23 protein-coding genes are annotated in these 24,583 nt (G+C 64.5%); 3 read left to right on the top strand and 20 right to left on the bottom strand.

Features of this window, described 5'->3' with window-relative positions; all coding sequences use genetic code 11:
* Positions 1–73 precede the first annotated feature (73 nt).
* Positions 74–2,167: a TonB-dependent receptor family protein gene (locus ACZK29_RS00115; RefSeq protein WP_111203936.1), complete on the bottom strand. Its 2,094-nt coding sequence runs from the start codon at positions 2,165–2,167 to the stop codon at positions 74–76.
* A gap of 171 nt (positions 2,168–2,338) precedes the next feature.
* Between ACZK29_RS00115 and ACZK29_RS00110 the strand changes: the two genes are divergently transcribed.
* From ACZK29_RS00110 to ACZK29_RS00100, 3 genes are all read left to right on the top strand, one after another.
* Complete coding sequence (locus ACZK29_RS00110; protein ID WP_111203935.1) at positions 2,339–3,541, top strand: amino acid aminotransferase; 1,203 nt, start codon at positions 2,339–2,341, stop codon at positions 3,539–3,541.
* A gap of 342 nt (positions 3,542–3,883) precedes the next feature.
* On the top strand, positions 3,884–4,900 hold the full coding sequence (locus ACZK29_RS00105; RefSeq protein ID WP_049402951.1) for a class 1 fructose-bisphosphatase: 1,017 nt from the start codon (positions 3,884–3,886) through the stop codon (positions 4,898–4,900).
* A 108-nt stretch (positions 4,901–5,008) separates the two neighbouring features.
* The gene (locus ACZK29_RS00100; RefSeq protein ID WP_164147033.1) at positions 5,009–5,716 is read left to right on the top strand and encodes a 2OG-Fe(II) oxygenase; all 708 of its coding nucleotides are present in this window, start codon (positions 5,009–5,011) and stop codon (positions 5,714–5,716) included.
* 19 nt (positions 5,717–5,735) lie between these two features.
* Here the strand turns inward: ACZK29_RS00100 and ACZK29_RS00095 are convergent, their stop codons facing one another.
* From ACZK29_RS00095 to dnaA, 19 genes are all read right to left on the bottom strand, one after another.
* Positions 5,736–5,918 (bottom strand): hypothetical protein, encoded by a 183-nt coding sequence (locus tag ACZK29_RS00095; RefSeq protein ID WP_239504005.1) that lies wholly within the window; start codon positions 5,916–5,918, stop codon positions 5,736–5,738.
* A 9-nt stretch (positions 5,919–5,927) separates the two neighbouring features.
* The gene (locus ACZK29_RS00090; RefSeq protein WP_111203933.1) at positions 5,928–6,224 is read right to left on the bottom strand and encodes a hypothetical protein; all 297 of its coding nucleotides are present in this window, start codon (positions 6,222–6,224) and stop codon (positions 5,928–5,930) included.
* Positions 6,225–6,269: 45 nt separating this feature from the next.
* Complete coding sequence (locus ACZK29_RS00085; protein WP_239504006.1) at positions 6,270–6,866, bottom strand: hypothetical protein; 597 nt, start codon at positions 6,864–6,866, stop codon at positions 6,270–6,272.
* Between the two features lie 21 nt (positions 6,867–6,887).
* Complete coding sequence (locus ACZK29_RS00080; RefSeq protein WP_146268034.1) at positions 6,888–7,496, bottom strand: hypothetical protein; 609 nt, start codon at positions 7,494–7,496, stop codon at positions 6,888–6,890.
* 139 nt (positions 7,497–7,635) lie between these two features.
* Positions 7,636–8,727, bottom strand: coding sequence for a PA0069 family radical SAM protein (locus ACZK29_RS00075; protein WP_478446506.1), 1,092 nt, complete (start codon positions 8,725–8,727; stop codon positions 7,636–7,638).
* 144 nt (positions 8,728–8,871) lie between these two features.
* Positions 8,872–9,615, bottom strand: coding sequence for a pyridoxine 5'-phosphate synthase (locus ACZK29_RS00070; RefSeq protein WP_111203931.1), 744 nt, complete (start codon positions 9,613–9,615; stop codon positions 8,872–8,874).
* 9 nt (positions 9,616–9,624) lie between these two features.
* A complete protein-coding gene (locus tag ACZK29_RS00065; protein ID WP_049402918.1) occupies positions 9,625–9,894 on the bottom strand; it encodes a hypothetical protein in 270 nt (89 codons plus the stop codon).
* A 40-nt stretch (positions 9,895–9,934) separates the two neighbouring features.
* Positions 9,935–11,395, bottom strand: coding sequence for a cardiolipin synthase (gene cls / locus ACZK29_RS00060; protein WP_164147036.1), 1,461 nt, complete (start codon positions 11,393–11,395; stop codon positions 9,935–9,937).
* A 137-nt stretch (positions 11,396–11,532) separates the two neighbouring features.
* Positions 11,533–11,946, bottom strand: coding sequence for an ExbD/TolR family protein (locus ACZK29_RS00055; RefSeq protein WP_005411740.1), 414 nt, complete (start codon positions 11,944–11,946; stop codon positions 11,533–11,535).
* A 3-nt stretch (positions 11,947–11,949) separates the two neighbouring features.
* The gene (locus ACZK29_RS00050; RefSeq protein WP_005411739.1) at positions 11,950–12,375 is read right to left on the bottom strand and encodes an ExbD/TolR family protein; all 426 of its coding nucleotides are present in this window, start codon (positions 12,373–12,375) and stop codon (positions 11,950–11,952) included.
* 62 nt (positions 12,376–12,437) lie between these two features.
* Positions 12,438–13,199: a TonB-system energizer ExbB gene (exbB, locus tag ACZK29_RS00045; protein WP_005411738.1), complete on the bottom strand. Its 762-nt coding sequence runs from the start codon at positions 13,197–13,199 to the stop codon at positions 12,438–12,440.
* 94 nt (positions 13,200–13,293) lie between these two features.
* Complete coding sequence (locus ACZK29_RS00040) at positions 13,294–13,962, bottom strand: energy transducer TonB (protein WP_005411737.1); 669 nt, start codon at positions 13,960–13,962, stop codon at positions 13,294–13,296.
* 143 nt (positions 13,963–14,105) lie between these two features.
* A complete protein-coding gene (locus ACZK29_RS00035) occupies positions 14,106–15,293 on the bottom strand; it encodes a tetratricopeptide repeat protein (RefSeq protein ID WP_005411736.1) in 1,188 nt (395 codons plus the stop codon).
* A gap of 132 nt (positions 15,294–15,425) precedes the next feature.
* On the bottom strand, positions 15,426–16,232 hold the full coding sequence (locus ACZK29_RS00030; protein WP_005411735.1) for a M48 family metallopeptidase: 807 nt from the start codon (positions 16,230–16,232) through the stop codon (positions 15,426–15,428).
* A 71-nt stretch (positions 16,233–16,303) separates the two neighbouring features.
* Positions 16,304–17,149: a CPBP family intramembrane glutamic endopeptidase gene (locus ACZK29_RS00025; protein ID WP_111205240.1), complete on the bottom strand. Its 846-nt coding sequence runs from the start codon at positions 17,147–17,149 to the stop codon at positions 16,304–16,306.
* Positions 17,150–17,216: 67 nt separating this feature from the next.
* A complete protein-coding gene (gene gyrB, locus ACZK29_RS00020; protein WP_049429184.1) occupies positions 17,217–19,676 on the bottom strand; it encodes a DNA topoisomerase (ATP-hydrolyzing) subunit B in 2,460 nt (819 codons plus the stop codon).
* Positions 19,677–19,788: 112 nt separating this feature from the next.
* A complete protein-coding gene (gene recF / locus ACZK29_RS00015; RefSeq protein WP_478446505.1) occupies positions 19,789–20,883 on the bottom strand; it encodes a DNA replication/repair protein RecF in 1,095 nt (364 codons plus the stop codon).
* 992 nt (positions 20,884–21,875) lie between these two features.
* The gene (gene dnaN / locus ACZK29_RS00010) at positions 21,876–22,976 is read right to left on the bottom strand and encodes a DNA polymerase III subunit beta (protein ID WP_005411731.1); all 1,101 of its coding nucleotides are present in this window, start codon (positions 22,974–22,976) and stop codon (positions 21,876–21,878) included.
* Positions 22,977–23,251: 275 nt separating this feature from the next.
* Positions 23,252–24,583 carry a chromosomal replication initiator protein DnaA gene (gene dnaA, locus ACZK29_RS00005; protein ID WP_005411730.1) on the bottom strand — a complete coding sequence of 444 codons (1,332 nt, stop codon included), beginning with the start codon at positions 24,581–24,583 and terminating at the stop codon, positions 23,252–23,254.

The following is a 24,583-nucleotide window of genomic DNA, read 5'->3' as shown; positions in this document are numbered from 1 at the left end:
TGCCGGCCGCTGGCCGGCAACGCCTGGGCTGCCCTACACAGAGCGATGCCGGCCAGCGGCCGGCACTACCAACTCAACGCCACGACCATTGCAGGCCGACGTTGGCTCGCCGTCCCGGTCCCGGCTCGTAGAAGCGACCATTGCCGTCATTGACGATCACCGAGCCGATGTAGGTCTGGTCCAGCACGTTCTCCAGCCGGGCGAAGGCGCGCAGCTCGCCGCCCGGCAGCGTCCATCGACGGCCGGCTTCCAGGTGCAGCAGGGCGTAGCCCGGCGCGCGCTCGGTGGCCACGTCATTGACCACGGTATCGCTGCTGGCCGTTGCCTCCAGCGCCCACTGCCAATCGGCAGGGCTCCACTGCAGCCGGGCGAAGGCCTGCTGGCGCGGCACGCCGGGCAGGCGGCTGCCTGCAGCGACCAGGGTGTTCGAGGTCAGGTACGGCGAGCGCACCTGCGCCTGCAGCCAGGTCCACGCCAGCTGCAGTTCCAGGTGCTCGGCCAGCGGCTGTCGGTACTGCAGCTCCAGCCCCTGGCGGCGGGTGCGGCCAATGTTGCGGTAGGTGCTGCGTCCGCCGATATTGCTGGCAACGGCCAGCTCGTCGTCGGTATCTGCGCGGAACAGGCTGATATCGAGTTGGTTGCCATCCTGTGCGTACCACTTGCTGCCAACCTCGATGGAGCGGCTGCGCGCGGCGGCCAGATCCAGTGCCAGCCCGGCTTGGCCGTCGGCGCGATAGCCCAGTTCGTTGAAGGTGGGGGTCTCGAAACCACGCCCCACGGCCGCGTGCAGCCGCCACTGCGGGCTGGGCTCGAAGCTGACGCCTGCCACCGGCGTGATCGCCTGGTAGCGGCGGTGGCCACTGTCGTCGGGGTTGGCGCCGACGATGTAGCGGTCATTCGATTCGAAGCGCACGGTGCTGTGACGCACGCCAGCCAGCAATGACCAGCGTGGATTCCACTGCCACCACGCCTGCGCGAACTGATCGACGTTCTGCACGGTGTCGATCTGGTCTCTCCGCAGGCGCCCACGTACGCCCAGCGTGCTGCCGATGAAGTTCTCGTAGCCGCTCCGATGCTGGCGCTGGCGGTCGGCGCTGAGCCCGGCCACCAGATCCAGCGGCCGACCGGCGAGGTCGCCGTGCCAGCCCCAGCGCGCGTCCAGCCCGCCATAGCCGCCCTGCAGATCGATCACGCCGCCGGCATGCAGCGGGCTGTTGGTCTGGGGTGCCGGCGGAATCGGCAGGTACTGGCGTACCGCGCGCTGGCCGGCATAGCCCATCAATTGCCAGCGCTGTGCCCCGGTCTCCCGCGTCCAGCGCAGGCCAGCCTGCTGCTGGCGCACCGATTTGCGGGTGTTGTACTGGTGCGCGACTGCCGTGGCCTGGCGCGGATCAGCCGCCACTTGGGCACGGGTCAGGCCCAGCGGATCCTGCGCATCGGGGGCGTCAAGCGCATTGAGCAGCAGCTCCAGCCGCCCACCGCCCAGCTCTCCACCGATGCGTGCGTTGAGCGATTCGCGGCGCGCACGGCTGTGATCGCGCCAGCCATCGGTACGGAAGTGATTGGCGGCGATGTTGTAGTCCGGCACTTGGCCGGCACCCTTCAGCTGCGCACCGACACTGAGCGTGTTGTCGGCGCCGGCATTCACGCGCAACCGCCACGGGTCGCCGGCCTGGCCCTGCGCGCTCCAGACCTGCAGCACGCCTCCGGAGGAATTGCCGTACAGCGCCGAGAACGGCCCGCGCAGCACCTCGATGCGTTCGGCGCCCAACAGGCTGGCATGCGACAGCTGGCCCTGCCCATCGGGCATGGTCGCGGGCACTCCGTCGATCAATACCCGCACCCCGCGCACCCCGAAGGTCGAGCGTGCGCCGAAGCCACGGATCGACAGCTGGGTATCCTGCGCGAAGTTCTGCCGGTCTCGCGCGAGCAGGCCCGGCACCCCGGCCAGCGCCTCGGACAGCTGCACGCCGGTCCCGGGCCGGCTGGCATCGATCCAGACCGTGTCCAGGCTCGCGGGCAAGGCGAACGGGTCGATGCCGGGCACGCGTGCGGCCTGCACCTGCACGGCGGGCAGGGCGGTGGGCGCAGGCTCGGCCACCGCCGCCCAGGGCGACAGCAGCAGGGCGGACAGCGGCAGGCAACGGCGTCGTGCGGCAGGATTCATGATTCAGATTGATGGATCGGGCGGCAACGCACGCCATGGTACGGGGCCGCGGATGACGATGGCGGCGGCCAGCCCCGGCAGGCTTTGTTACGATGGGCTGTTTCCGGCCGAAAAGCCGCAGACCGCGTGGCGCAATTCCTCCCCCTTTCCGTCTACCGAACGAGTACCGCCGTGTCCTTCTTTGCAAACGTGGAACTGGTCCCAGGCGACCCGATCCTGGGCCTGACCGAGGCGTACAACGCCGACAGCCGCCCGACCAAGGTCAACCTGGGTGTGGGCATCTACTACGACGAGAGCGGCCGCATTCCGCTGCTGCGCGCCGTCAAGCAGATCGAGCAGCAGCTCGCCGCTGAAGCCAAACCGCGCGGCTACCTGCCGATCGATGGCCTGCCGGCGTACACGCAGGCCACGCGTGAGCTGGTGTTCGGCAAGGACTCGCCGCTGCTGGCCGCCGGCCGCGTCACCACCGCACAGACCGTTGGTGGCAGCGGTGCGCTGCGCGTCGGCGCCGACGTGCTGAAGAAGCTGCTGCCGCACGCCACCGTTGCGCTGAGCAACCCGAGCTGGGAAAACCACCGTGCGGTGTTCAGCGCCGCCGGTTTCGACGTGCTGGATTACACCTACTTCGACCCGAACACCCATGGCGTCGATTTCGACGGCATGCTGGCCGACCTGGGCAAGCTGGAAGCCGGCACCGTGGTGCTGCTGCATGCCTGCTGCCACAACCCCACCGGTGCCGACCTCACGGTCACCCAGTGGAAGCAGGTCGCGCAGCTGCTGAAGGACAAGCAGCTGTTCCCCTTCATCGACATGGCCTACCAGGGCTTCGACAAGGGCATTGAGCAGGACGGCGCCGCCGTGCGCATCATCGCCGAAGCCGGCATCGACAGCTTCATCGTCGCCAACTCGTACTCCAAGTCGTTCTCGCTGTACGGCGAGCGCGTGGGTGCGCTGTCGATGGTGGCACCGACCGCCGCTGACGCCAAGGCGGTGCAGTCGCAGGTCAAGCGCGTGATCCGCACCATCTACTCCAGCCCGTCCACCCACGGTGCTGCGCTGGTGGCCGGCGTGCTGACCAACCCGGAACTGCGTGCGATGTGGGAGCAGGAGCTGACCGAGATGCGCGAGCGCATCCACGCCCTGCGCCAGGGCCTGGTCGAGAAGCTGGCCGCTGCCGGTGCACCGCAGTTCGGTTTCATCAACGAACAGGCCGGCATGTTCTCCTACTCCGGCCTGAGCCGCGAGCAGGTCGAGCGTCTGCGCGACGAGTTCGGCATCTACGCCGTCGGCACCGGCCGCATCTGCGTTGCCGCGCTGAACCAGAACAACCTGGAATACGTCGCCAAGGCCGTGGCCACCGTCGCCAAGGGCTGATGCAACGCGGCACACGCTTGAAAACAAAGGCGCCGAAAGGCGCCTTTGTTTTTTGCTCTTGCTCTTGTCATTGCCATTCCCACCGCGCTCGCGGCGAACCAGGAAGCGCAGTGAGAGGGGCACCGTGGCCAGGACCGTGAGGCGCATGGATGCGCTGATCGAGCCCCCAGGGATGGGTTTACGGCGTGTCCTGGCCACGGTGCCCCTCTCGCTGCGCCTACATGAAGAGAGGGCGCCACGAGTGCAACGCATCTGGAAACGATTACGCCATCCCGCGCTCACGCACGGCCCCGCCATACGGGCGACAATAGGCGTTTTCCCGCTGCCGAGACCTGCCCGCACATGTCCCGTACTTCGTTGACCCGCTTCCTGATCCAGGAACAGCACGCCGGCCGCATCAACGCCGACCTGCGCCAGCTGATCGCGGTCGTCGCCCGCGCCTGCACCAGCATCTCCATCGCCGTCAGCAAGGGCGCCCTCGGTGGCGTGCTGGGCGATGCCGGTACCGGTAACGTGCAGGGCGAGGCGCAGAAGAAGCTGGACGTCATCAGCAACGAGATCCTGCTTGAAGCGAACGCCTGGGGTGGCCACCTCGCCGCGTGCGCCTCGGAGGAAATGGACCACAGCCAGCCGGTGCCGGACATCTACCCGCGCGGTGACTTCCTGCTGCTGTTCGATCCCCTCGACGGCAGCTCCAACATCGACGTCAACGTCTCCGTCGGCACCATCTTCTCGGTGCTGCGCTGCCCGACCAATGTCGAACTGCCGGGCGACGACGCCTTCCTGCAGCCGGGCAGCAAGCAGATCGCCGCCGGCTACTGCATCTACGGGCCCAGCACCCAGCTGGTGCTGACCGTCGGCCATGGCACCCACGCCTTCACCCTGGACCGTGAGAAGGGCGAGTTCGTGCTGACCACCGAGAACATGCAGATTCCGGCGGCTACCCAGGAGTTCGCGATCAACATGTCCAACCAGCGCCACTGGGAAGCACCGATGCAGGCCTATGTCGGTGATCTGCTGGCGGGCAAGGAGGGCACGCGCGGCAAGAACTTCAACATGCGCTGGATCGCCAGCATGGTCGCCGACGTGCACCGCATCCTGACCCGCGGCGGCATCTTCATCTACCCGTGGGACAAGAAGGATCCGTCCAAGGCCGGCAAGCTGCGCCTGATGTACGAGGCCAACCCGATGGGCCTGCTGGTCGAACAGGCCGGCGGCGCCGCCTGGACCGGCCGCGAGCGCATCCTCGACATCCAGCCCGACCAGCTGCACCAGCGCGTGCCGGTGTTCCTGGGTTCGCGCGAGGAAGTGGCCGAAGCCGTGCGCTACCACCACGCGCACGACGACGCGCAGGGCTGATTGGCGGTTGCCTGACGACGGTCATGGCAGATCGATGACATGACCGTGGGGTGACACCGAGGGCGGCAAACGGCACCATCAAGCCGTTGCCGCCTAAGGAATGCACGCATGCACGAGCAGGGCCCGGTCGATTTCATCGAGGTCATCCACAACGCGGTCCCCAGCGAGGTCTGCGCGGCGATCGTCGAGCGCATGCGGGCGGCGCGTGGCCTGCAGCCCGGTGCCGTGGGCAGTGGCGTGTTCCCGGAACTCAAGCACAGCAAGGATCTGCGCATCAGCGGCCTTGATGGCTGGCAGGATGTGGACCATCAGCTGCAGCACGCGGTGTTCAACGGCCTGCTGACTTATCTACGCCGTTATCCACAGGCGTTGATCGCGCCGCTGATGTTGCAGATCCAGGACAGCAAGGGCCAACCGCGACGCCTGTCTGCCGAGGACTTTCCCGACATGCCGCAGCAGCAGCTGGCCGACCTGGCCCGCACCTGCCTGCGCCCGGGCGCCATCAACCTGCAGTGGTATGCGGCGGGCGAGGGCGGTTACCCGTACTGGCACTGCGAGCTGTACCCCAAGGATGCGCAGGCCGAGACCCTGCACCGGCACGTGCTGTGGACGCTGTACCTCAACGAGGAATTCGAAGAGGGCGAGACCGAGTTCCTGTTCCAGGGGCGGAAGATCGCACCACGCACCGGCAGCCTGCTGATCGCGCCGACCGCGTTCACCCACACTCATCGTGGCAACCGGCCACAGGGCGGCGACAAGTTCATCGCCACCAGCTGGATCCTGTTCCAGAGTGCGCAGAAGTTGTTTGGGGGGTAAAGGTCGAGCGTGCTCGACGCTATCGAGGGCGGCGGCGATAGAGAATCCCGCCCGCCACAGCGCCGAACACCGCCACACCGAAGCCAACGAGCTCTTCTTCTCCAAGCGCGTCGCCCGACATCAGCTTGCCGGCCGTCAGCAGCAGAACGTTCAATGGGAGCATCCACAAGAACGCGATGCCAAGCCAGTAGATGATCTTCATTTCATGCGCTCATTGATCCGGATACATCGACTTGAACCAGTAGGCGGATCTGTTCCTCATCCATGTGCTGAATTCTGTCGTCTCCAGTTCCCGCAGCTGGCGCATGTCTATTCCATAGCGTTGGAACAGCGCAATAAGCTCCCTCATACCGTCCTCATCCACAGCCGACGGATCAACAGAGACGTTGATCGTTCTGAGAAAGCCCTCAACAGACACCACGCCCGATGTATTACTCAACCTGGAGAAGAATGCATCCTCGTCCAGTCGTGAGTAGAACCTCAGGGAATCAATTTCTATTTTCAGCATAGCCAGTCGTTGCGGAAGTGGTTGCGTGCAGGCTGTTCCATTCGGCTATCCGGCGGGTCCAAAGGATCGCCAGAGATTGCCGTCGCCGCCTTGCCAGGCACTGAGCTTCTCGACCGGGATTTCCTTGAGTTGACAGGTGAACTGGAGATGGAAAGAACGGGCTTCTTTCCGATAGCTGTTCCATCCAACGGCCGTCACTTTGACTTCGATCCGACTATCGCCCTTGTGCGGCTGGTGTAGTTCGACATCCGCCGAATCGGACAGCCAGTAGTCTCCCTTGTGCGCGAGGCCTGCGCCGCCACTGGTCAACCGCGCATCCACTACCTCCGGCATTCCTTCGGACGAAGGCGTGTATCCCTTCAGGCTGCCGGTGATCTTGGTGAACTGCTGGGAATCGATCACGCCCGGCGACTCCGAGAAGAGGCGCAGCAGAAGGAGCGTGTCAGTGCCCTTGCGCACTAACTGACCTGTGTTTGCCGTCCACAGATGTTGCTCGAACTCATCCAGGCCGGCAGGCATATCAGTGGCAGTCGATGCCTGCGGAACGGCGACGCATTCGTGAATGGCGCGGGCCTGTACCTGCAGGGTCACAAGGGTTAGAAGGAGAGCGCTGGCCGGAAGGCAACACAGGCGTTTCATCATGTGGACACCGCTGATTCGAATTCAGTCACGCGAGCGATTGGCAGGATGTGCCTGATCAAAAGGGGATGCGTCGGAGTCATGTGCTCCCGTCCATGCATCGAGGCCCTGCATCTGCAGGGGCGAGGCTTTCAGGCGCTCTGATAGCTGGATCGGTGCATCACATTGATCTCGCCATTGCAGTGGGCTTGCGGAGCGGAGCGTTGCATCGACCTGGAGCTCGATGCCGGAATCTCCGGCGGAAACAACGATAATCTGCCCTGCGATCGGCACTGCGTAGCAGCCCGTCTTTCCGGCAAATGCGCTGGATCCACTGCTATGAAACAGCCAAACGCGATCGTCGGAGACAGCGAACCGGTCACCTGCTTTCGCGTCAGCGGGGAGCTGGATCGTGAGCTTGCTGAAAGTGGAACGGTCGCGCCACCACGACGAACGGAATCGTCTCAGCCCGATCACACGGCTGTTGCCGGCAACGATCTGGTGACAGGCAAAGAGCCGCTGGCGCGGCTCGACCGTAAGGCAGCTGGGGTCGCGCATGGCAGCGTCTTCAACCACAAACGCACGGGCAGCCTCTGCATCGGCACCACAGACAAACAGAAACGCGCCACAGCTGAAAGCAGATAGCCACTTCATGGGCGAACTGATTCATCGTCAAGCGAACGGAATTGCACCGTCGCTGATCGTAGGTCATCCATCTGCATCCTTCCCTGGCTTGCAGGCCATCCGGCCAAGCGCAGATTGTTGCCGGTAAGTCAGGCAGCGGTCCAGCGTTCTAGAACAGACTTCCCTGCGGTGATTCGCTGCGCGGCGGCAACGGCTTCAGGAACCGGCTGCAATCCAGCTTCGGCCAATGGCTGTTCTGCGCATTGAAGCCGAGACGCTTTCGCGCCAGCTTGAAGCGGTTGTTCAACAGATCGGCATACACGCCCTGGCCACGCATGCGCGTGCCGAACTGGCTGTCGTAGTCCTTGCCGCCGCGCAACTGCTGGATGGTACTCATCACATGCGCGGCGCGATCGGGATGATGGGTGTCCAGCCAGTCGCGGAACAACGGCGCCACTTCAAGCGGCAGGCGCAGCAGCACATAACCAGCGGTGCTGGCACCGGCTTCGTGCGCAGCCTCCAGCACGGCTTCCAGTTCGCTGTCGTTGATCCACGGGATCACCGGCGCCACCATCACTCCCACCGGAATGCCCGCTTCATGCAGGCGCTTCATCGCGCGCAGCCGTGCATGGGGTGCGGACGCGCGTGGTTCCAGTTTCGCGGAGAGATGCGGATCCAGCGAGGTCACCGAGAAGTGCACGCTGACCAGGTTCTCCGCCGCCAACGGTGCGAGCAGATCGATATCGCGCTCGACCAGCGCGTTCTTGGTGATCAACGAAAACGGATGCTTGGTTTCCAGCATCACTTCGATCAGCTGGCGGGTCAACTTGAACTTGCGCTCGATCGGCTGGTACGCATCGGTGTTGATGCCCAGCGCGATCGGCTGTGGCACATAGCCCGGCTTCGACAACTCCTTGCGCAGCAGCTGCGGCGCATTGGTCTTGGCGAACAGCTTGGTCTCGAAGTCCAGGCCTGGCGACAGGTTCAGATAGGCATGCGAGGGGCGCGCGAAGCAGTAGGAGCAGCCATGCTCACAACCGCGGTACGGATTCACCGATTGGCTGAAGCCGACGTCCGGCGAAGTATTGCGGCTGATGATGCTGCGTGCAGTCTCGGCGCGTACTTCCGTGCGCAGGCGCGGGGCGAGCAATTCCTCGCTCTCGTCCACCGCCCAGCCGTCGTCCACCGCCTCGCTGACGGTGATTTCAAAGCGCCCGGCAAGGTGGGACGTGGAACCTCGGCCCTTGATCGCGATACCCATTGCGGCAGATTACGCCGCAGCCGTCTCAATGGCTGCGACGGCTGCCTGAAGGGTTCAGGGCAAGTCTGAGCCGAGCGTGGGCTCGGCTCTACAGTGGATACGGATACCTTTTGTAGAGCCGAGCCTACGCTCGGCTGCAATACATCAAAGCAGCGCCAAGTACCCGCGCACGGTTGCATCCAGCCCGTCATACAGCGCCTCGCCGATCAGCGCATGGCCGATCGACACCTCCAGCACGTCCGGCACGTGGGCCAGGAAATCGCGCAGGTTGTCCTGCGACAGGTCGTGGCCGGCGTTGACGCCCAGGCCCACCGCCTGCGCCCGCCGCGCCGCAGTGGCGAACAGTTCCAGCATCGCCGCAGCGTCGCCGGCCGCGTGCGCTTCGGCGTAGGGGCCGGTGTACAGCTCGACACGATCTGCACCGACTTCGGCGGCCTGCTCCAGCAGCGGATTACCGGCGTCGACGAACAGGCTGACCCGGCAACCCATTGCTTTCAGTTCGGCCACCAGTGGTCGCAGCCGCTCGGCATCCCGCTCGAAGTCGAAGCCATGGTCGGAGGTGATCTGTCCATCGCCATCCGGCACCAGCGTCGCCTGCGCCGGGCGGGTCTGCGCGCACAGCGGCAGCAGGCCTGGGTAGCCCTCGCGCGGCGGCGCGAACGGGTTGCCTTCAATGTTGAACTCGACACTCCGCGCGCGGGTCAGCGTGGACAGCGCCAGCACGTCCTCGGCGGTGATATGGCGGCGGTCCGGCCGCGGGTGCACGGTGATGCCATGTGCACCGGCATCCAGGCAGGCCTGGGCGGCGCGCACCACGTCCGGTTCGGCGCCGCCGCGCGAATTGCGCAGGACGGCGATCTTGTTGACGTTGACGCTGAGCTGGGTCATGGAACGGAACTACTTGGAAAGAGGGGACGGATCGTGGTCGTTGGCGTCGTCATTGCGGCGGGCCTGGGCCTGCTCGCGCAGGCGGCGCAGTTCCTCGGCATCGACAAGGGTGGCAGGGTCCCGCTGAAGGTCGCCGAAGCGGGCCACATAGCGACCGCGCACCCAGGCCAGCAGGAAGGCGAGGGCGGCCAGCAGGCACAGGGTCATCAATGCGGCGCTGGGGGTCTTCAGGGCGATGGCGAAACAGCCCAGCGCCAGCAGCAGGTACAACCAGTACATAGTCGGGCTCCCCGGATGATCGCCGCAGTGTAGCGCTGCGTCAGAGCAGCGGCGAGGCCAGCCGGGCGAAGGCCTCTGGCAGGCGGTGCAGCCACAGCGAGCGGCCGGCCTGGTCGTGCACGCGGGTGGCGCGGTCGAACTCTGCCTGCAGCAGCCCGGCCAGGGCGGCGACGCGGTCACGGTCGCTGATCATCATCGACAGCTCGAAGTTCAGCCGGAAGCTGCGGTGGTCGAAGTTGGCACTGCCGACGATGCAGACGTCGTCATCAGCGATGAAGGCCTTGGTATGCAGCATGCGCGGGCCGTACTCGTAGATCTTCACCCCGGCGTGCAGCAGTTCGTCGAAATAGGAGCGCGCGGCCTGGGTGACAAACCAGGAGTCGCTCATCTTCGGCACCAGCAGGCGTACGTCCAGTCCCCCCAGTGCCGCCGAGGTCAGCGCCATCCGCGCCGCTTCGCCTGGCACGAAGTAGGGCGTCACCAGCCACACGCGCTCGTGTGCTTCCTGGATCGCCGCCACGTGCAGGCGGTGGATCGTTTCCCACCCCGAATCCGGGCCGGAGACCAGCACCTGGGCGTTGATCGCACCGTCACCGCGCAGCGGCATGTCGGCTGGCCACAGGCGGGCGATGTCCATGTGCGAGGGATCCTGCCCGCTGGCGTAGAGCCAGTCCTCGGCGAACACCAGCTGCAGGCTGCGCACGACGTGGCCGCGGATGCGCATGTGCAGGTCGCGGTAGGCGTTCGGCTTGCGGCTCTCGTCTTCATCGTCGGTGATATTGATGCCACCGGTGAACGCCAGCCGGCCGTCGACGATCACCAGCTTGCGGTGGGTACGCAGGTTCAACCAGGGGCGCTTGAACGGCTTCAGCAGCTGCCTTGGGTGGAACCAGATCGCTTCACCACCGGCGTCGAGCAGCGGCTGCAGGAAGCGGCGGGGCAGGGCGGAAGAGCCCACGGCATCGAGCAGCAGGCGCACCTGCACGCCGGCCTGTGCGCGTTCCACCAGCGCGTCACGCAGAGCGGTGCCGGCATGGTCCGGGTTGAAGATGTAGTACTCCAGATGCACGTGGTCGCGTGCCTGTGCGACGGCCTCAAGCAGCGCCGCGTAGGTCGCCGCGCCGTCCACCAGCCAGGTCACTTCGGTGGCGCTGCTCGGCGCAAGCCCGGTCGTGGCCTGGGCGATCTTGGCCAGCTCGGTGCAGTCGGCGTCGGGTGGGCAGACGTCGCTGTAGTGCTCCATGCCCGACCGCGCGCGGCCACGGCGCAAACGCTGCCGCTTCACCTTCTGCGGGCCCAGCAGGTAGTAGATGAAGAGGCCCAGGTACGGCAGCAGCGCCAGCGACAGGATCCAGCTCAGCGTCGCCACCGGCTCGCGCTTCTGCAGCATGATCCAGCCGGTCAGCGCGAGCAGGTACAGCAGATAGGCCACCGCCAGGATGGTACCGAGGTGGGCAATGCCGTCGAGCCAGTGGCGCAGGGAGTCGAAGAGGGCGAGCATCCGCCGATCATAGCGGCGCATGCCACCCGATGGGATCCAACCCCGACCCGTGTGCCAGGACCAGGACAAAAAAAAGACGCCCCTGTTTCCAGGGGCGTCTGCAGTCGCGTCATGACTGTTGTGTTGCGGTGTAGCGATTACTGCTGCACAAAACCGATCTTCTTCATCTGAGCGTTCTTCGCAGCGGCCAGGACCTTGGCCATCACGTCGTACTCGGAATCCGGGCTGGCGTCGATGCGCAGTTCCGGCTGGTTGGTCGGGTCACGCTGGACCTCCTGCTCCATCCGCTGCTGCAGCTCGCTGGTATTGATCGGGCTGTTGTTCCACGAGACCTGGTTGCTGGCGTCGATCTTCAGTTCGATCGGCGGCGGCGGTTCGACCAGCTGCGGCGGTGGGTTGAGCACGCGCTGCGGCAGGTCGACGGCGATCGGGTACGTCATGATCGGCGCGGTCACGATGAAGATGATCAGCAGCACCAGCATCACGTCCACGAGGGGCGTGACGTTGATGTCTGCCATGGGGCCCTTGCCACCACCACTACTGAATGCCATGGCTTATTGCCCCTTTTCTTTGGTCGCGACGAAGCCGACGTCCAGCATGCCCTGCTCCTGCGCGACCTTGGTCAGGTCGTTGATGACGCGCATCTTGGTGGTGCGGTCACCACGCAGGTTCAGCGGCGGCTGCGGGGTCTGCTGGGCGGCGGTCGCCAAGCGGGACTCGAGAGTCTGCTTGTTGATTTCTTCGTCGTTCCAGTAGATCGAGCCGTCTTCCTTGACTGCCAGGGTGATCGGTCCGGAACGCTTTTCAGCGTCTTCCGGCTTCTGGATCAGGTTGGCTTCCGGCAGATCCACCTTGACCTTGTGGGACATCAGGGGCGCCGTGATGATGAAGATGATCAGCAGCACCAGCATCACGTCCACGAGGGGCGTAACGTTGATGTCGGCCATGGGGCCGCCGCTGTTACCACTACTGAAAGCCATAACGGGCTCCGTCTAGATCTTGGTGACTACTTACGTTCGTCGCTGGGTGACGCGCGCCGCAATTAGCGGACGCGCGAGCCGGTGGCGAAGAAGTCGTGCAGGTCGTGCGCGAAGGTATCGAACTTGCTGATGGTCGCGCTGTTGATCTTGCTGAAGAAGTTGAAGGCGAACACGGCCGGGATTGCGACGAACAGACCGATCGCGGTCATGATCAGCGCTTCACCCACCGGGCCGGCAACGGCGTCGATCGAAGCGGAGCCGGTGGCACCGATCTTGATCAGGGCGCCGTAGATGCCCCACACGGTACCCAGCAGACCGACGAACGGAGCGGTCGCGCCGACGGTGGCCAGCAGGGTCATGCCCGACTGCAGCTTGTTGCTTTCGCGGGTGACGGCCTGACGCAGGGCGCGGTCGACGAACTCCGAACGGCTCAGGTTCTCACCGACGCCGCCGGTGGCGCCGCCTTCAGCGCGCTGGTGGTGCGCAGCAGCCTGGGCAGCGTCCAGGGCGATCTTCGAGAACGGCTCCGAAGCCGGCTGCTCTTCCATCGCACGGATGGCGTCCTGCGCGTTCGGCGTATCCCAGAACAGGCTGACGACGCGATCAGCGGCGCTCTTCAGGCGGGTGGCACGGAAGATGTTGATGACGGTCCAGTACCAGGACATGGCCGACATGGCGATCAGGGTCAGCAGCACGACCCAGGAAACCGCGAAATCACCCGGCTTGGTGGTCATTTCGTGGATCAGGTGCTCGAAGCCCATCTGCGACAGGGCGTTGGACGGATTGCCCCCGGCAGCAGCGGCGATGAAAATTTCCTGCAGCATGACGCTTACCTTTGTTGTGTGTGGTGATAAAGGGTGTAGCTAAGCTAAACAATCGAACTGGGAGCGGGGGTGGCCAGGCGGCCACCCGGGCGCATCAGTTCAGCGCAAAGTTGACCGGGACGCGAACGCGACCTGCCGCCTTCTTACCGCCAGATTCAGCGGCGTTGAAGCGCCACTTGCGAGCCGCTTCCATCGCGGCACGGTCCAGGTCGCGGTTACGGCTGGACTTTTCCACCGTGACATTGGTGACGTTGCCGTTGGCATCGACATCAATGATCAGGATCACTTCGCCCTGGATACCAGCGCGGAAGGCTGCCGGCGGGTAGCGCGGCGGATTCATGGCCTTCGACGAGATGTCCACGCTGGCCTCGATCGAGGTCGCAGGTGCCGGCGGCGCGGGGGGCGACGGCGGGGTGACGATATCGCTCGGGCGCGGCTCCGGCACGTCCACGACCGGCGCCTGCGGCGGCGGCGGGACCGGCGACGGCTTCGGCGGCGACAGATTCTTCACCGGCGGCGGCGGAGTATCGGTCGGCGGCGGCGGCGGCGGCGGCGGGGGCGGCGGCGGCGGCGCATCGACGATGGTCACCATGACGTTGCGCTCCTTCTCAGCCACGGCCTTGGGAGCCACGGCGGGAATGAGGAGCATCATGAAGGCGGCCAGATGCAGGGCAATTACAAACGCGATGCCGACGATGCGAGGCCAGCTCAGCCCCTTGTCATCGGGTTGTTCGTACCGGTGAACGACTAGTTGTTCCGTCATGCGCCAAGAGCTCAATAGTGGGGCCGGGATGCCGGGGGCGGAATCCCTGATCAGCGGTGCATGACACCGCAGGAACCTCCAAGCTTATACCAATCCTGAGCGCCTGCGCATCAACTGAGCAGGCATTCAGGCGTTATTCCTACTTACTTCAGGTTGATGATTTTCTTGGCATCAGCCTGGTTCTTCACACCCTTCGCCAGCGCCTGCTGGGCGGCCTGCTTGGCCTCCGGGATGCGACCTTCGGCATGCAGGACGCGTGCCAGGTTCAGGTAGGTCTCACCGTCCTTGGACAGCGGGGCAGCCTTCTGCCACGCATCGATCGCCTGCGGCACCTGGTCGGAGTAGTAGTAGGACTGGGCCAGCGCCAGGTAAACCTGGTAGTCCGGCTTCAGGATGCCCTTCTGCAACCCTTCGTTGATGACCGCGATGACGTCCTTTTCCTTTTTGTCGGTGTTGGCATAGATGGAGTACAGCTGCTTGTACTCGCGCTCTTCGGTGAGCTGGCCGCTGCTGCGCAGCTTGTCCATCACCGCGGCCGCCTTGTCCATCTGGTCGGCCTGCATGTACATGCTGGCCAGGTTCAGCTGGGCCTTCTTGTCGTTCGGGTTCTTGGCGGCCAGCGCCTCGGCTTCCTTGACCGCTTCACCGGACTGGCCGGCTTCGGACAGGGCCGCCATCAGCAGCTGGTTCCAGTTGTCCTTCGGTTCGGCGGAACCGGCGATGGCCTGCTTCAGCACCGGGATCGCTTCCTGGTAGCGCTCCAGCTGGTACAGCGCCTGGCCCTTGGCGATCAGTTCTTCCGGCTTGGTCGACTTGCTCTCGGCGAAGTACTTGTCGAGGGTTGCCAGGCCTTCGGCAGTCTGGTCTTCCTGCAGCTGCAACTGGCCCAGCATCAGCATCGACTGGAAGTGGCCGTTGTTGTCCAGGCCGTTGAACTGCAGGACCTGCTTCAGGTAGGCAATGGCAGCCGGGGCGTCATCGGTCTGGTAGGCGGCCTGCGAGGCCAGCTGCGCGGCCAGCGACTTGTCGTACTCGTTCGCGGCGCTGTCAGCCAGGATGGCGTCGGCCTGGGTGCGGGTCTCCGGGAACTTTTCCTTGTTGTAGCTGTCGATCATTTTCTGCAGCTTGCTGCCCATCTTGGCCGAAGCCTTGACCGTCGGCTCCTGGCGGGTCGCATTCGGGTACAGCGCCTCGGCCTTGGCCTGCTTGCCGCCGCGGTTGCCGCGCTCGGAGGAACGCGAGGACTGCGCGAAGGCATCGGTGACCACGGCGCCGGTCAGGGCGGTCGCGACGAGGACGGAAAGCACAGCTTTATGGTTACGGAAAATCATCGTTCACCTCGATCGAACCGCCGGTTAGCGGCAAAGTCGGACTGTCAGAAAAATCTGAGCCGCCAAACGTATCAGAAACAGATGGCGTGAGAAATCGTTTTATGTGCTGCAATACAGCATAGAACTGCGCACTCATCCGCACTTTGGCCGTAGCCCGGCCGCCTGCGCCTGCTGATAGACCGGCGTCAGGCCCGGGGCATCGCGTCGCAGTTCCTGGATCCGGTTGGCCGGATCCGGGTGGGTGGACAGCCATTGCGGGCTGCGGCCGCCGCTGGCGGCCATCATGTTCTGCCACAGGTCCACTGCCTGCGCCGGATTGAAACCGGCCTGGGCCATCAGCCGCTGGCCGATCACGTCAGCCTCGCTTTCCTGGGTCCGCGAGCCGGGCAGCAGGAAGGCGGTCTGCGCGCCCATGCCGCCGAGCTGGTTGACGGTGCTGGCAGCGCCTTCGCCATAGGCCGCACCGGCCAGCGCACCGAGCACGGCCAAGCCGGTCTGCGCGCCCATCTGTCGGGTGATGCGTTCTTCGTGGTGACGGGCGATGACATGGCCGATTTCATGGCCGATCACGGCAGCCAGCTGGTCCTGGTTCTTGGCCACGGTAAAGATGCCGGTGTTCACGCCGACCTTGCCGCCGGGCAGAGCGAAGGCGTTGGGCTCCTTGTCGACGAATACTGCCGTCTCCCACCGTACGCCACGGTATTGAGCTGGCAGCTGCGCGACCAGGGCGTTGACCACGCACTGCACGTAACCGTTCTGGCGGCCGTCGGTGCTGATCTTTTCCTTCTGCTTGGTTTCGGCGAACGCCTGTGCGCCGAGCTGGTCCAGCTGCGCCTGCGAGACGCCGCCCACCATCTGCCGGCGGCCGGTAGGGGAGGTGGTGGTCGCGCAGGCGCTGACCAGGGTGGTGATGACAAGGGCCAGCAGCAGTTGTTTCATGGAAACTCCCCCGTGTTCATATGCGGAGTGTGTAGCGTAGCGGCTTAATCTTTCGTCAAGCGGACGCGGCGTTACGTTGACCCCAGGAACACCATCGCGGCAAGGGCGACCGCATTGTTCAGCGCATGGGCGGTGATCGCCGCCCACAACGTGCCGGTGCGCCGGTAGAGCCAGCAGAACGCGGCCCCCATGCCACCATAGACCAGCCACAGCTGTGCGATTTCGGCCGGGCCATTGGCACTGGTGCCAGGGATCTCATGGATCAGGGCAAATGCGAGGCTGCTCAGTACCACGCCCAACCCTGGCCGCCCGGCCTGCCACAGGCGGCCAAACAGCACGCGGCGGAACAGCAGTTCCTCGTAGGCCGGCGCCAGGACCACCGCGAACAGCACCAGGAACAACGGGAAACGTGCGATCGCGCTCTGCATCAGCGCCAGATTGGTGGGGACCGGCTCGACGCCGAACTGCTTGGCCAGGAAGGCGATGCCGTTGCTGCCGAGCACGATCAGGGTCGCCACCAGCAGGGTCCAGCCCCAGGTGGCGGGGCGGCGCAGCGCCTGGCGCGACGCCTGACGCTCGGCGGCGTCGGCTGGCCGTCGCCAGAAGTACAGCAGCAACGCAGCACCACCGGTGGCAAACAGCGCCATGAGAATCTGCGCAAGCGCGCCGGGCTGGCCCAGCGACGCCGCGACCGAACTGGCGTCGGGCGTTCCACCGCTGGTCTGGGCATTGGCGTAGCCAACCACCACGCCACGGTACAGGCCCCACAGCAGGCCGCTGACCAGGCTCAGGCCGAACAGGGTGACAGCGGCGATGCCCAGGTCGATGAAAAACCCCGCCAGCGGTGAAACGACACGCGGCGCGGCCGAGGCCGGCGGAACCGGGGGCGGGGCGGAAACCGGGGCGGATGCGGACATCGGGTACCTGCGTTCAAGGATCGAAGGCCGGCGCGCCTCCCCGCGCACCGGCCATCACCGGATTGTGTCAGATATCCAGGTTGGCGACCTTCAGCGCGTTGTCCTCGATGAAATCGCGACGCGGTTCGACGACATCGCCCATCAGGGTGCTGAAGATCTGGTCGGCCGCGACAGCGTCTTCGATGCGCACCTGCAGCAGTCGGCGGGTTTCCGGGTTCACAGTGGTGTCCCACAGCTGCTCCGGATTCATTTCACCCAGACCCTTGAATCGCTGGATCTGGCGGCCGCGCTTGGCCTCTTCGAGCAGCCAGTTCTGCGCCTTGGCGAAGCTGTCCACTTCGATCGACTTGGCGCCGCGGGAGATGGTCGCCCCCTCGCGCACCAGGCCGTGCAGCAGCTTGGAGGCCTGGTGGATCGCGCGCAGTTCACCACTCTCGAACGCCGACATCGGCAGCACCTGGATGTGCTGTTCGCCCATGTGGCGACGGGTCACCAGCACAGCGGCGGGGCGCTCATCGTTGGCTTCCTGCAGCTCCAGGCTGAAGCGCGGGCTGCCCAGGCTGCCCTGGTTGAGGCGCTTGGCCAGTGCATCCAGGCCCTCGCCTTCGCCGGCACTGCGCAGGCTCTCCAGGTCCATCGGCACGAAATCGACCAGCGCTTCGAGCAGGTTGCGGTCATAGCGGTGCGCGTTGCGTTCGATGGAATCAAGGGCAGCGGCGTAGGCCAGCAGCAGCTTCTCCAGCGCCAGGCCTTCGATGCCCGGCTCGCCGGTGGCCGGCACCAGCGCAGCGTTTTCCACCGCACTGCTGGCCAGGTAGCTGTCCAGCGCCGGGTCGTCCTTCAGGTACAGCTCCTGCTTGCCCTGCTTGATCTTGTACAGCGGCGGCAGGCCGATGTAGACGTAACCGCGCTCGATCAGCTCCGGCATCTGACGGTAGAAGAACGTCAGCAGCAGGGTGCGGATGTGGGCGCCGTCGACGTCGGCGTCGGTCATGATGATGATCTTGTGGTAACGCAGCTTGTCCGGGTTGTACTCGTCCCGGCCGATGCCGGTGCCCAGCGCGGTGATCAGCGTACCGACCTGGTCGGAGGACAGCATGCGGTCGAAACGTGCGCGTTCCACGTTGAGGATCTTGCCGCGCAGCGGCAGCACCGCCTGGTTCTTGCGGTTGCGGCCCTGCTTGGCCGAGCCACCTGCCGAGTCACCCTCGACGATGAACAGTTCGGACAGCGCCGGATCCTTTTCCTGGCAGTCGGCCAGCTTGCCCGGCAGGCCGGCGATATCCAGCGCGCCCTTGCGGCGGGTCAGGTCGCGGGCCTTGCGTGCGGCTTCACGTGCGCGTGCGGCATCGACGATCTTGCCGGCGATCGCCTTGGCTTCGTTCGGGTTTTCCTGCAGGAATTCTTCCAGGCGCGCACCGAAGGCGTTTTCCACCGCCGGGCGCACGTCGGAGCTGACCAGCTTTTCCTTGGTCTGGCTGGAGAAGCTCGGGTCCGGCACCTTCACCGACAACACCGCGATCATGCCTTCGCGCATGTCGTCGCCGGTCAGGTTGATCTTGGCCTGCTTGGCGATGCCGTTCTGCTCGATGTAGTTGTTGAGCACGCGGGTCAGCGCACCGCGGAAACCGGCCAGGTGGGTACCACCGTCCTTCTGCGGGATGTTGTTGGTGAAGCAGTACATCGTCTCCTGGTAGGAGTCGGTCCACTGCAGCGCCACGTCCACGACGATGCCGTTGTGCTCGCCGGTAACCGAGATGACATTCGGGTGCAGAGGGGTCTTCAGCTGGGCCAGATGCTCCACGAAGCTGCGGATGCCGCCTTCGTAGTGGAAGTCATCGCGGCGGCCATCGCCACGCTCGTCGGCAAGCACGATCTTGACGCCGGAGTTCAGGAACGACAGTTCGCGCAGGCGGCGGGCCAGGATGTCGTAGTGGAACTCCACGTTGTCGTGGAAGGCGACGGTGGACGGCCAGAAGCGCACGGTGGTGCCGCGCTTGGTGGTGGTTTCCAGCTTGGCCAGCGCGGTCACTGCGGCGCCGTTGCTGAATTCCTGCTGGTAGTGGAAGCCGTTCTGGAACACGTCCACCAGCAGCTTCTGCGACAGCGCGTTGACCACGCTGACGCCGACGCCGTGCAGGCCGCCCGAAACCTTGTAGCTGTTGTCGTCGAACTTGCCGCCTGCGTGCAGGACGGTCATGACGACTTCGGCTGCAGACACTTCGCGACCGAGCTTGGCACTCATCTGCTCGTGCTTGCCGGTCGGGATACCACGGCCGTTGTCGGACACCGAGACCGAACCGTCAGCGTGGATCGTCACCGCAACGTGGTCGGCGTGGCCGGCCAGCGCTTCGTCGATCGAGTTGTCGACGACCTCGAACACCATGTGGTGCAGACCGGTGCCGTCATGCACGTCACCGATGTACATGCCGGGACGCTTGCGGACAGCCTCCAGGCCTTCCAGGGCGGTAATGCTGTTGGCGTCGTAATTGCCGTTGTTTGCCGGGGTGTTCTGTTCGTCGCTCATTGCGCTTGCCGTAGGCTCCGCAGGTCGGCCACCGCTTGGAGCGATGTGCCGAGAATGAAAGGATTCCAACCCGAATTATACCAGCCGGGGTCGAGCGGCCCTGGTGTGCCCACTATGGCACAGCCACGATCTGTGCATGTTCCACGTGGAACCGGGCGATGTGGGTCAGGTCGAGCAGCGCCGCCGGGGTTTCGGTGGCGGTGATGAAGATCTGTGCCGGCCCATTGAGCAGGCGCTCCAGCACCCGCGCCTGGTGGGTGCGATCCAGCTCCGAAGCCAGATCATCCAGCGCGATCACCGGCCATTCGCCACGCTGTTCGGCATAGTCTTCGGCCTGCGCGAGCAGGCAGGCCAATGCCGTCAGCTTGGCCTGACCGCGTGACAGTGCATCGCGACCCGGAATACTGTGGAAATCCACACTCCAGTCCGCCCGGTGCGGTCCAACCGAGGTATATCCGGCCTGGCGGTCGCGCTCCCGGGCCAGAAGCAGGGCATCGGCCAGCGGAAGTTCATGCCGCCGCCATCCAGGACTCAGTTCCAGTCCCTGGATGCCGAGTTGCGGTGCCAGGCTGGCGGCCAAGGCCACAGTCCGCTGATGCAGACGCTCCAGGTAGTGCTGGCGGCGGCTTGTCAGTGGTTCCCCGGCCTCGGCCAGCTCGTGATCCCAGGTATCGAGCATCCGCGACGGCCCGCCTTGCTTGAGCAGCGCATTTCGCTGCTTCAGCGCCCGGGAGTAGCGACGCCACAGGGACAGAAAGTCCGGTTCCACGTGGAACAAGCCCCAATCGAGGAAGCGGCGGCGGGGTTCGCCACCACCACTGACCAATGCATGGCTGCCGGGCTCGAACGTCACCACCGCCAGCGCTGCGCAGAGATTGCCCAGCTGCGCGACATCTTCGCCGTCCAATCGTCCCTTCCAGTCCTGGCCACTGTGGCGCAGCCCGGCCTTTCGCCGGTGCGGCGGGTGATCGGCACGCTGTTCGTCCCATTCCACGAAGATTTCCAACGCTTCCTGGCCCTGGCGCACCAATCCATCGCGGACCCGGCCACGGAAGCTGCGTCCATAAGCCATCAGGTGCAGGGCTTCGAGCACGCTGGTCTTGCCGGCACCGTTGTCGCCGGTCAGCAGGTTCAATCCCGGCTGGGGCGACAGGTCCACCGCACTGAAGCGACGCAGTTGGTGCAGGGCGAGGCGGCGGATAAGCATGGGGCGCGAAAGACCATCCGCACGAGGCGGTAGCGGGGCAGGGAATCCATCAGCTTACTGCATCGGTCAAGCCAGCCGTGCCGTGCCAGACATCGCCACTGTGCTGAAGCCTCCGCCTGGCAACCCTACGCGTGTTCCACGTGGTGGCGCTCCCTCACCTGGGCTCGCCTGGGTCTGGATATGCCCGGAAATCCTTGAATTCTGAGCGGCGGCGCAGGTACAGGCCTTCAGATTTCAGCGATTTCAGCCTCATTCCGCGAGCATCGCCAGGTACCCCTACGGTGGGTTGCGCGAACACCGCGCGGATTTCTTGAAATCTACGATGCGATCCCGTCGAGGGTTCCACAGATTTCAAAAAATTCGAGCCGGCCGTTTCACGCTGTCCACAGCCGGTCTGTATGACTTATACACAAGGTATGCGCAAACTGTGGATAAAAAAGCCCTTTTGCCCGACCTGCGAAACTATCCACAGGTTCCCCCCCAGCCTGAGGGGCCTCTATACAGGGGGTTTCAGCTGCATAAATCCCTTGAAAATCAAATGGATAATGCATTTTTCCACGAAATCTGGGCCTACCATCACCACCATGCTTTAGATTTATACCCAGATTTAGAAGCTAGGCCAGCCCTGATCCAGCCCCAACCAGGCCTGTGGACAGTGACGTCTGCAAATGAAGGAACCACTGCGATAGCGGACGCGATCCGCTTCATCCATCCGACCAGATCAGGTCACCTGCGATCAGGCTGAAGACCCGGAACTGCGTACTCGATCGAAGTTGGCTGGGCAGCGCTCAGGTCAACAACCTGGATTCCTACCGCGCAGAGCCGATTGCGTCGGAGGGGCAACCAAGAACAATCGCCAAGCAGCAATCTCGAGCAAGGCATTCGCCCAGACCTAGAGATTCCGCGATCCCCGATGCTCCACGTGGAACCTGCAAAAAAAACGCCCGGGGAGATCCCGGGCGTCCTTCGGTTCCACGTGGAACAGGCTGCTGTCAGAGACGCAGCGGCATCACCACGTGGCGCGACTTCTCGCTGCTGGATTCACGAACCAGCGCAGAAGAGTTGGAATCGCGCAGCTGGATGATGACCTCCTCATCGCGCAGCGCGGAGAGGGCGTCCAGCAGGTAGTTCACGTTGAAGCCAATGGCCAGATCACTGACCGTGGTGTCGGCTTCGATCTCTTCCTGGGCTTCTTCCTGTTCCGGATTGTGCGCGCTGATCTTCAGGTTGCCCGGCGAGACTTCCACGCGGATGCCGCGGTATTTCTCGTTGGACAGGATCGCCGCGCGCTGCAGCGAGGCACGCAGTGCTTCACGATCAACCTTCACTTCGCGGTCGGCACCGATCGGAATCACCGCTTCGTAATCCGGGAAACGACCGTCGATCAGCTTCGAGGTGAAGGTGACATCGTCGCGCTTGACGCGCACGTGGCTGCGGCCGACTTCCAGTTCGATCTCGCGATCGCCGCTTTCCAGCAGGCGCTGCAGTTCGGTCACGCCCTTGCGCGGCACGATGATCTGGCGCTTGGAACCACTGGGCTTGGCCAGATCGGTTTCACACAGGGCCAGGCGATGGCCGTCGGTGGCGACCGTGCGCAGCGCATCGCCGCGCAGGTCGAACAGCAGGCCGTTGAGGTAGTAGCGCACGTCCTGCTGGGCCATCGCGAACGCAGTGCGCTCGATCAGTTCCTTCAGGGTTGCTTCGCCGATGGCCACGCGCTCGGTGGCTTCCACTTCGTCCACCGACGGGAAGTCGTTGGAGGGAAGGGTGGCCAGGGTGAAGCGGCTGCGGCCGGCCTGCACGGTGATCTTGTCACCGGTCTGCGAGACGGTAATCCGGCTGCCGTCGGGCAGGGCGCGGATGATCTCGAACAGCTTGCGGGCGGGAATGGTGGTTTCGCCGTCCTGGGCATCTTCAACCGCGATCCGCGACACCATCTCCACTTCCAGGTCGGTACCGGTCAGCGACAGCTGGCCGTTCTGCACCTGGACCAGGAAATTGGCCAGAACCGGAAGGGTCTGGCGGCGTTCGACCACGTTGACGACCTGTGCCAACGGCTTGAGAAAGGCTTCGCGCTGCAGTGTGAAACGCATGTGGTTCCGTGCCCCTATGCTTTAAAAAATGTGGAATAAATCAAAAGCTTGGTGGTGCTGGTAGAGACAGAATCGCTGGAAAACAACGCTAAGTCTTTGTAAATAAAAGAATTTCAGGCATCGAAACCCTCTGTATTACCGACCCCCAGGGGGTGGGGAAAGCTGTGGATAAAACCGACGCGATTTCAAACGCCATTTTTATCCACAACGTGTCCCGCGCTTGCTACCGGATTCTGCACCGTTTTGTGCGATGACGCCTCATCGGCATCCGTGCATCATTCGCTCAGCTTCCGGATCAGCTTGTCCCAGTCCTCGCGGAGCTTGCCGTCGGTTTCCATCAGGGTCCGGATCTGGCGGCAGGCATGCAGCACCGTGGTGTGATCGCGACCGGCAAAGGCATCGCCGATCTCGGGCAGGCTGTGCTCGGTCAGTTCCTTGGTCAGGGCCATGGCGACCTGGCGCGGGCGTGCCAGCGAGCGGGTCCGTCGCTTCGACAGCAGATCCTTGATCTGCAGGCCGTAGTAGTCGGCAACGGTTTTCTGGATGTTGGGAATACTGATCGCCTGCTGCTGGGCGCGCAGCAGGTCGCGCAGGGTTTCCTGGGCGAATTCGGTGGTGATCGCGCGGCCGGTGAAATTGGCGCGGGCGGTCAGGGTATTGAGCGCGCCTTCGAGGTCGCGCACGTTGGAGCGCATCTTCTTGGCGATCAGGAACGCAACATCATCGGGAATCTCGGCACCGCGTTCGCGTGCCTTGGCCAGCACGATCGCGGCGCGGGTCTCGAAGTCCGGCGGTTCGATCGCGACCGACAGGCCCCAGGCAAGCCGCGACTTCAGGCGCGCTTCCAGGCCCTCGACTTCGCGCGGATAGCGGTCGCAGGTCAGGATGATCTGCTGCTTGCCATCGAACAACGCGTTGAAGGTGTGGAAGAACTCTTCCTGGGTGCGGTCCTTGCCGGCGAAGAACTGGATGTCATCGATCAGCAGCGCGTCCACCTGCTGGAACTGGCGCTTGAACTGATCCATGGTCTTTTCCTGCAGGGCCCGGATCATCGCGCTGAAGAACTGTTCCGAACGCAGGTACAGCACCTTCGCGCCCGGATTGGCCTGGCGCATGGCGTTGCCGGCGGCGAACATCAGGTGGGTCTTGCCCAGGCCGGTGCCTCCGTACAGCAGCAGCGGGTTGTGCGCGCGGTCGCCCGGCTTCTGCGCCGCCTGGAAGGCGGCGGCCAGGCCCAGCTGGTTGCTGCGGCCTTCGACGAAGTTGGCGAACGTGTAGTGGTTGTCCAGGTTGCCGGCGAACGGCACCTGCGGTTCGCTGGACACATGCGCCGACGGCGTGGAAACCGGCGCGTTCTGCGCCTCCACAGGGCGCGGGCGCGAGCCGATTTCAAGAAAAACGTCGCTGAAACCGGCGAAGTGCGCCAGCAGTTCGCGGATCCGGGCCAGGTACAGCTCGCGGACCTGGTCGACGATGAAGGCATTCGGTGCATACAGCACCAGGCTGTCCACGCGCAGATCGGCCTGCAGTGGCTTCAGCCAGGTATGAACGTCTTCCGGCGGGAACTCCGCTTCGAGGCGCTCGAGACTACGGGACCAAGCATCCAT

The organism is Stenotrophomonas sp. 89682_Sma, assembly GCF_056481405.1.
Note: the sequence above shows the minus strand (reverse complement) of the source record. Positions and strands in the feature narration are given on the sequence as shown.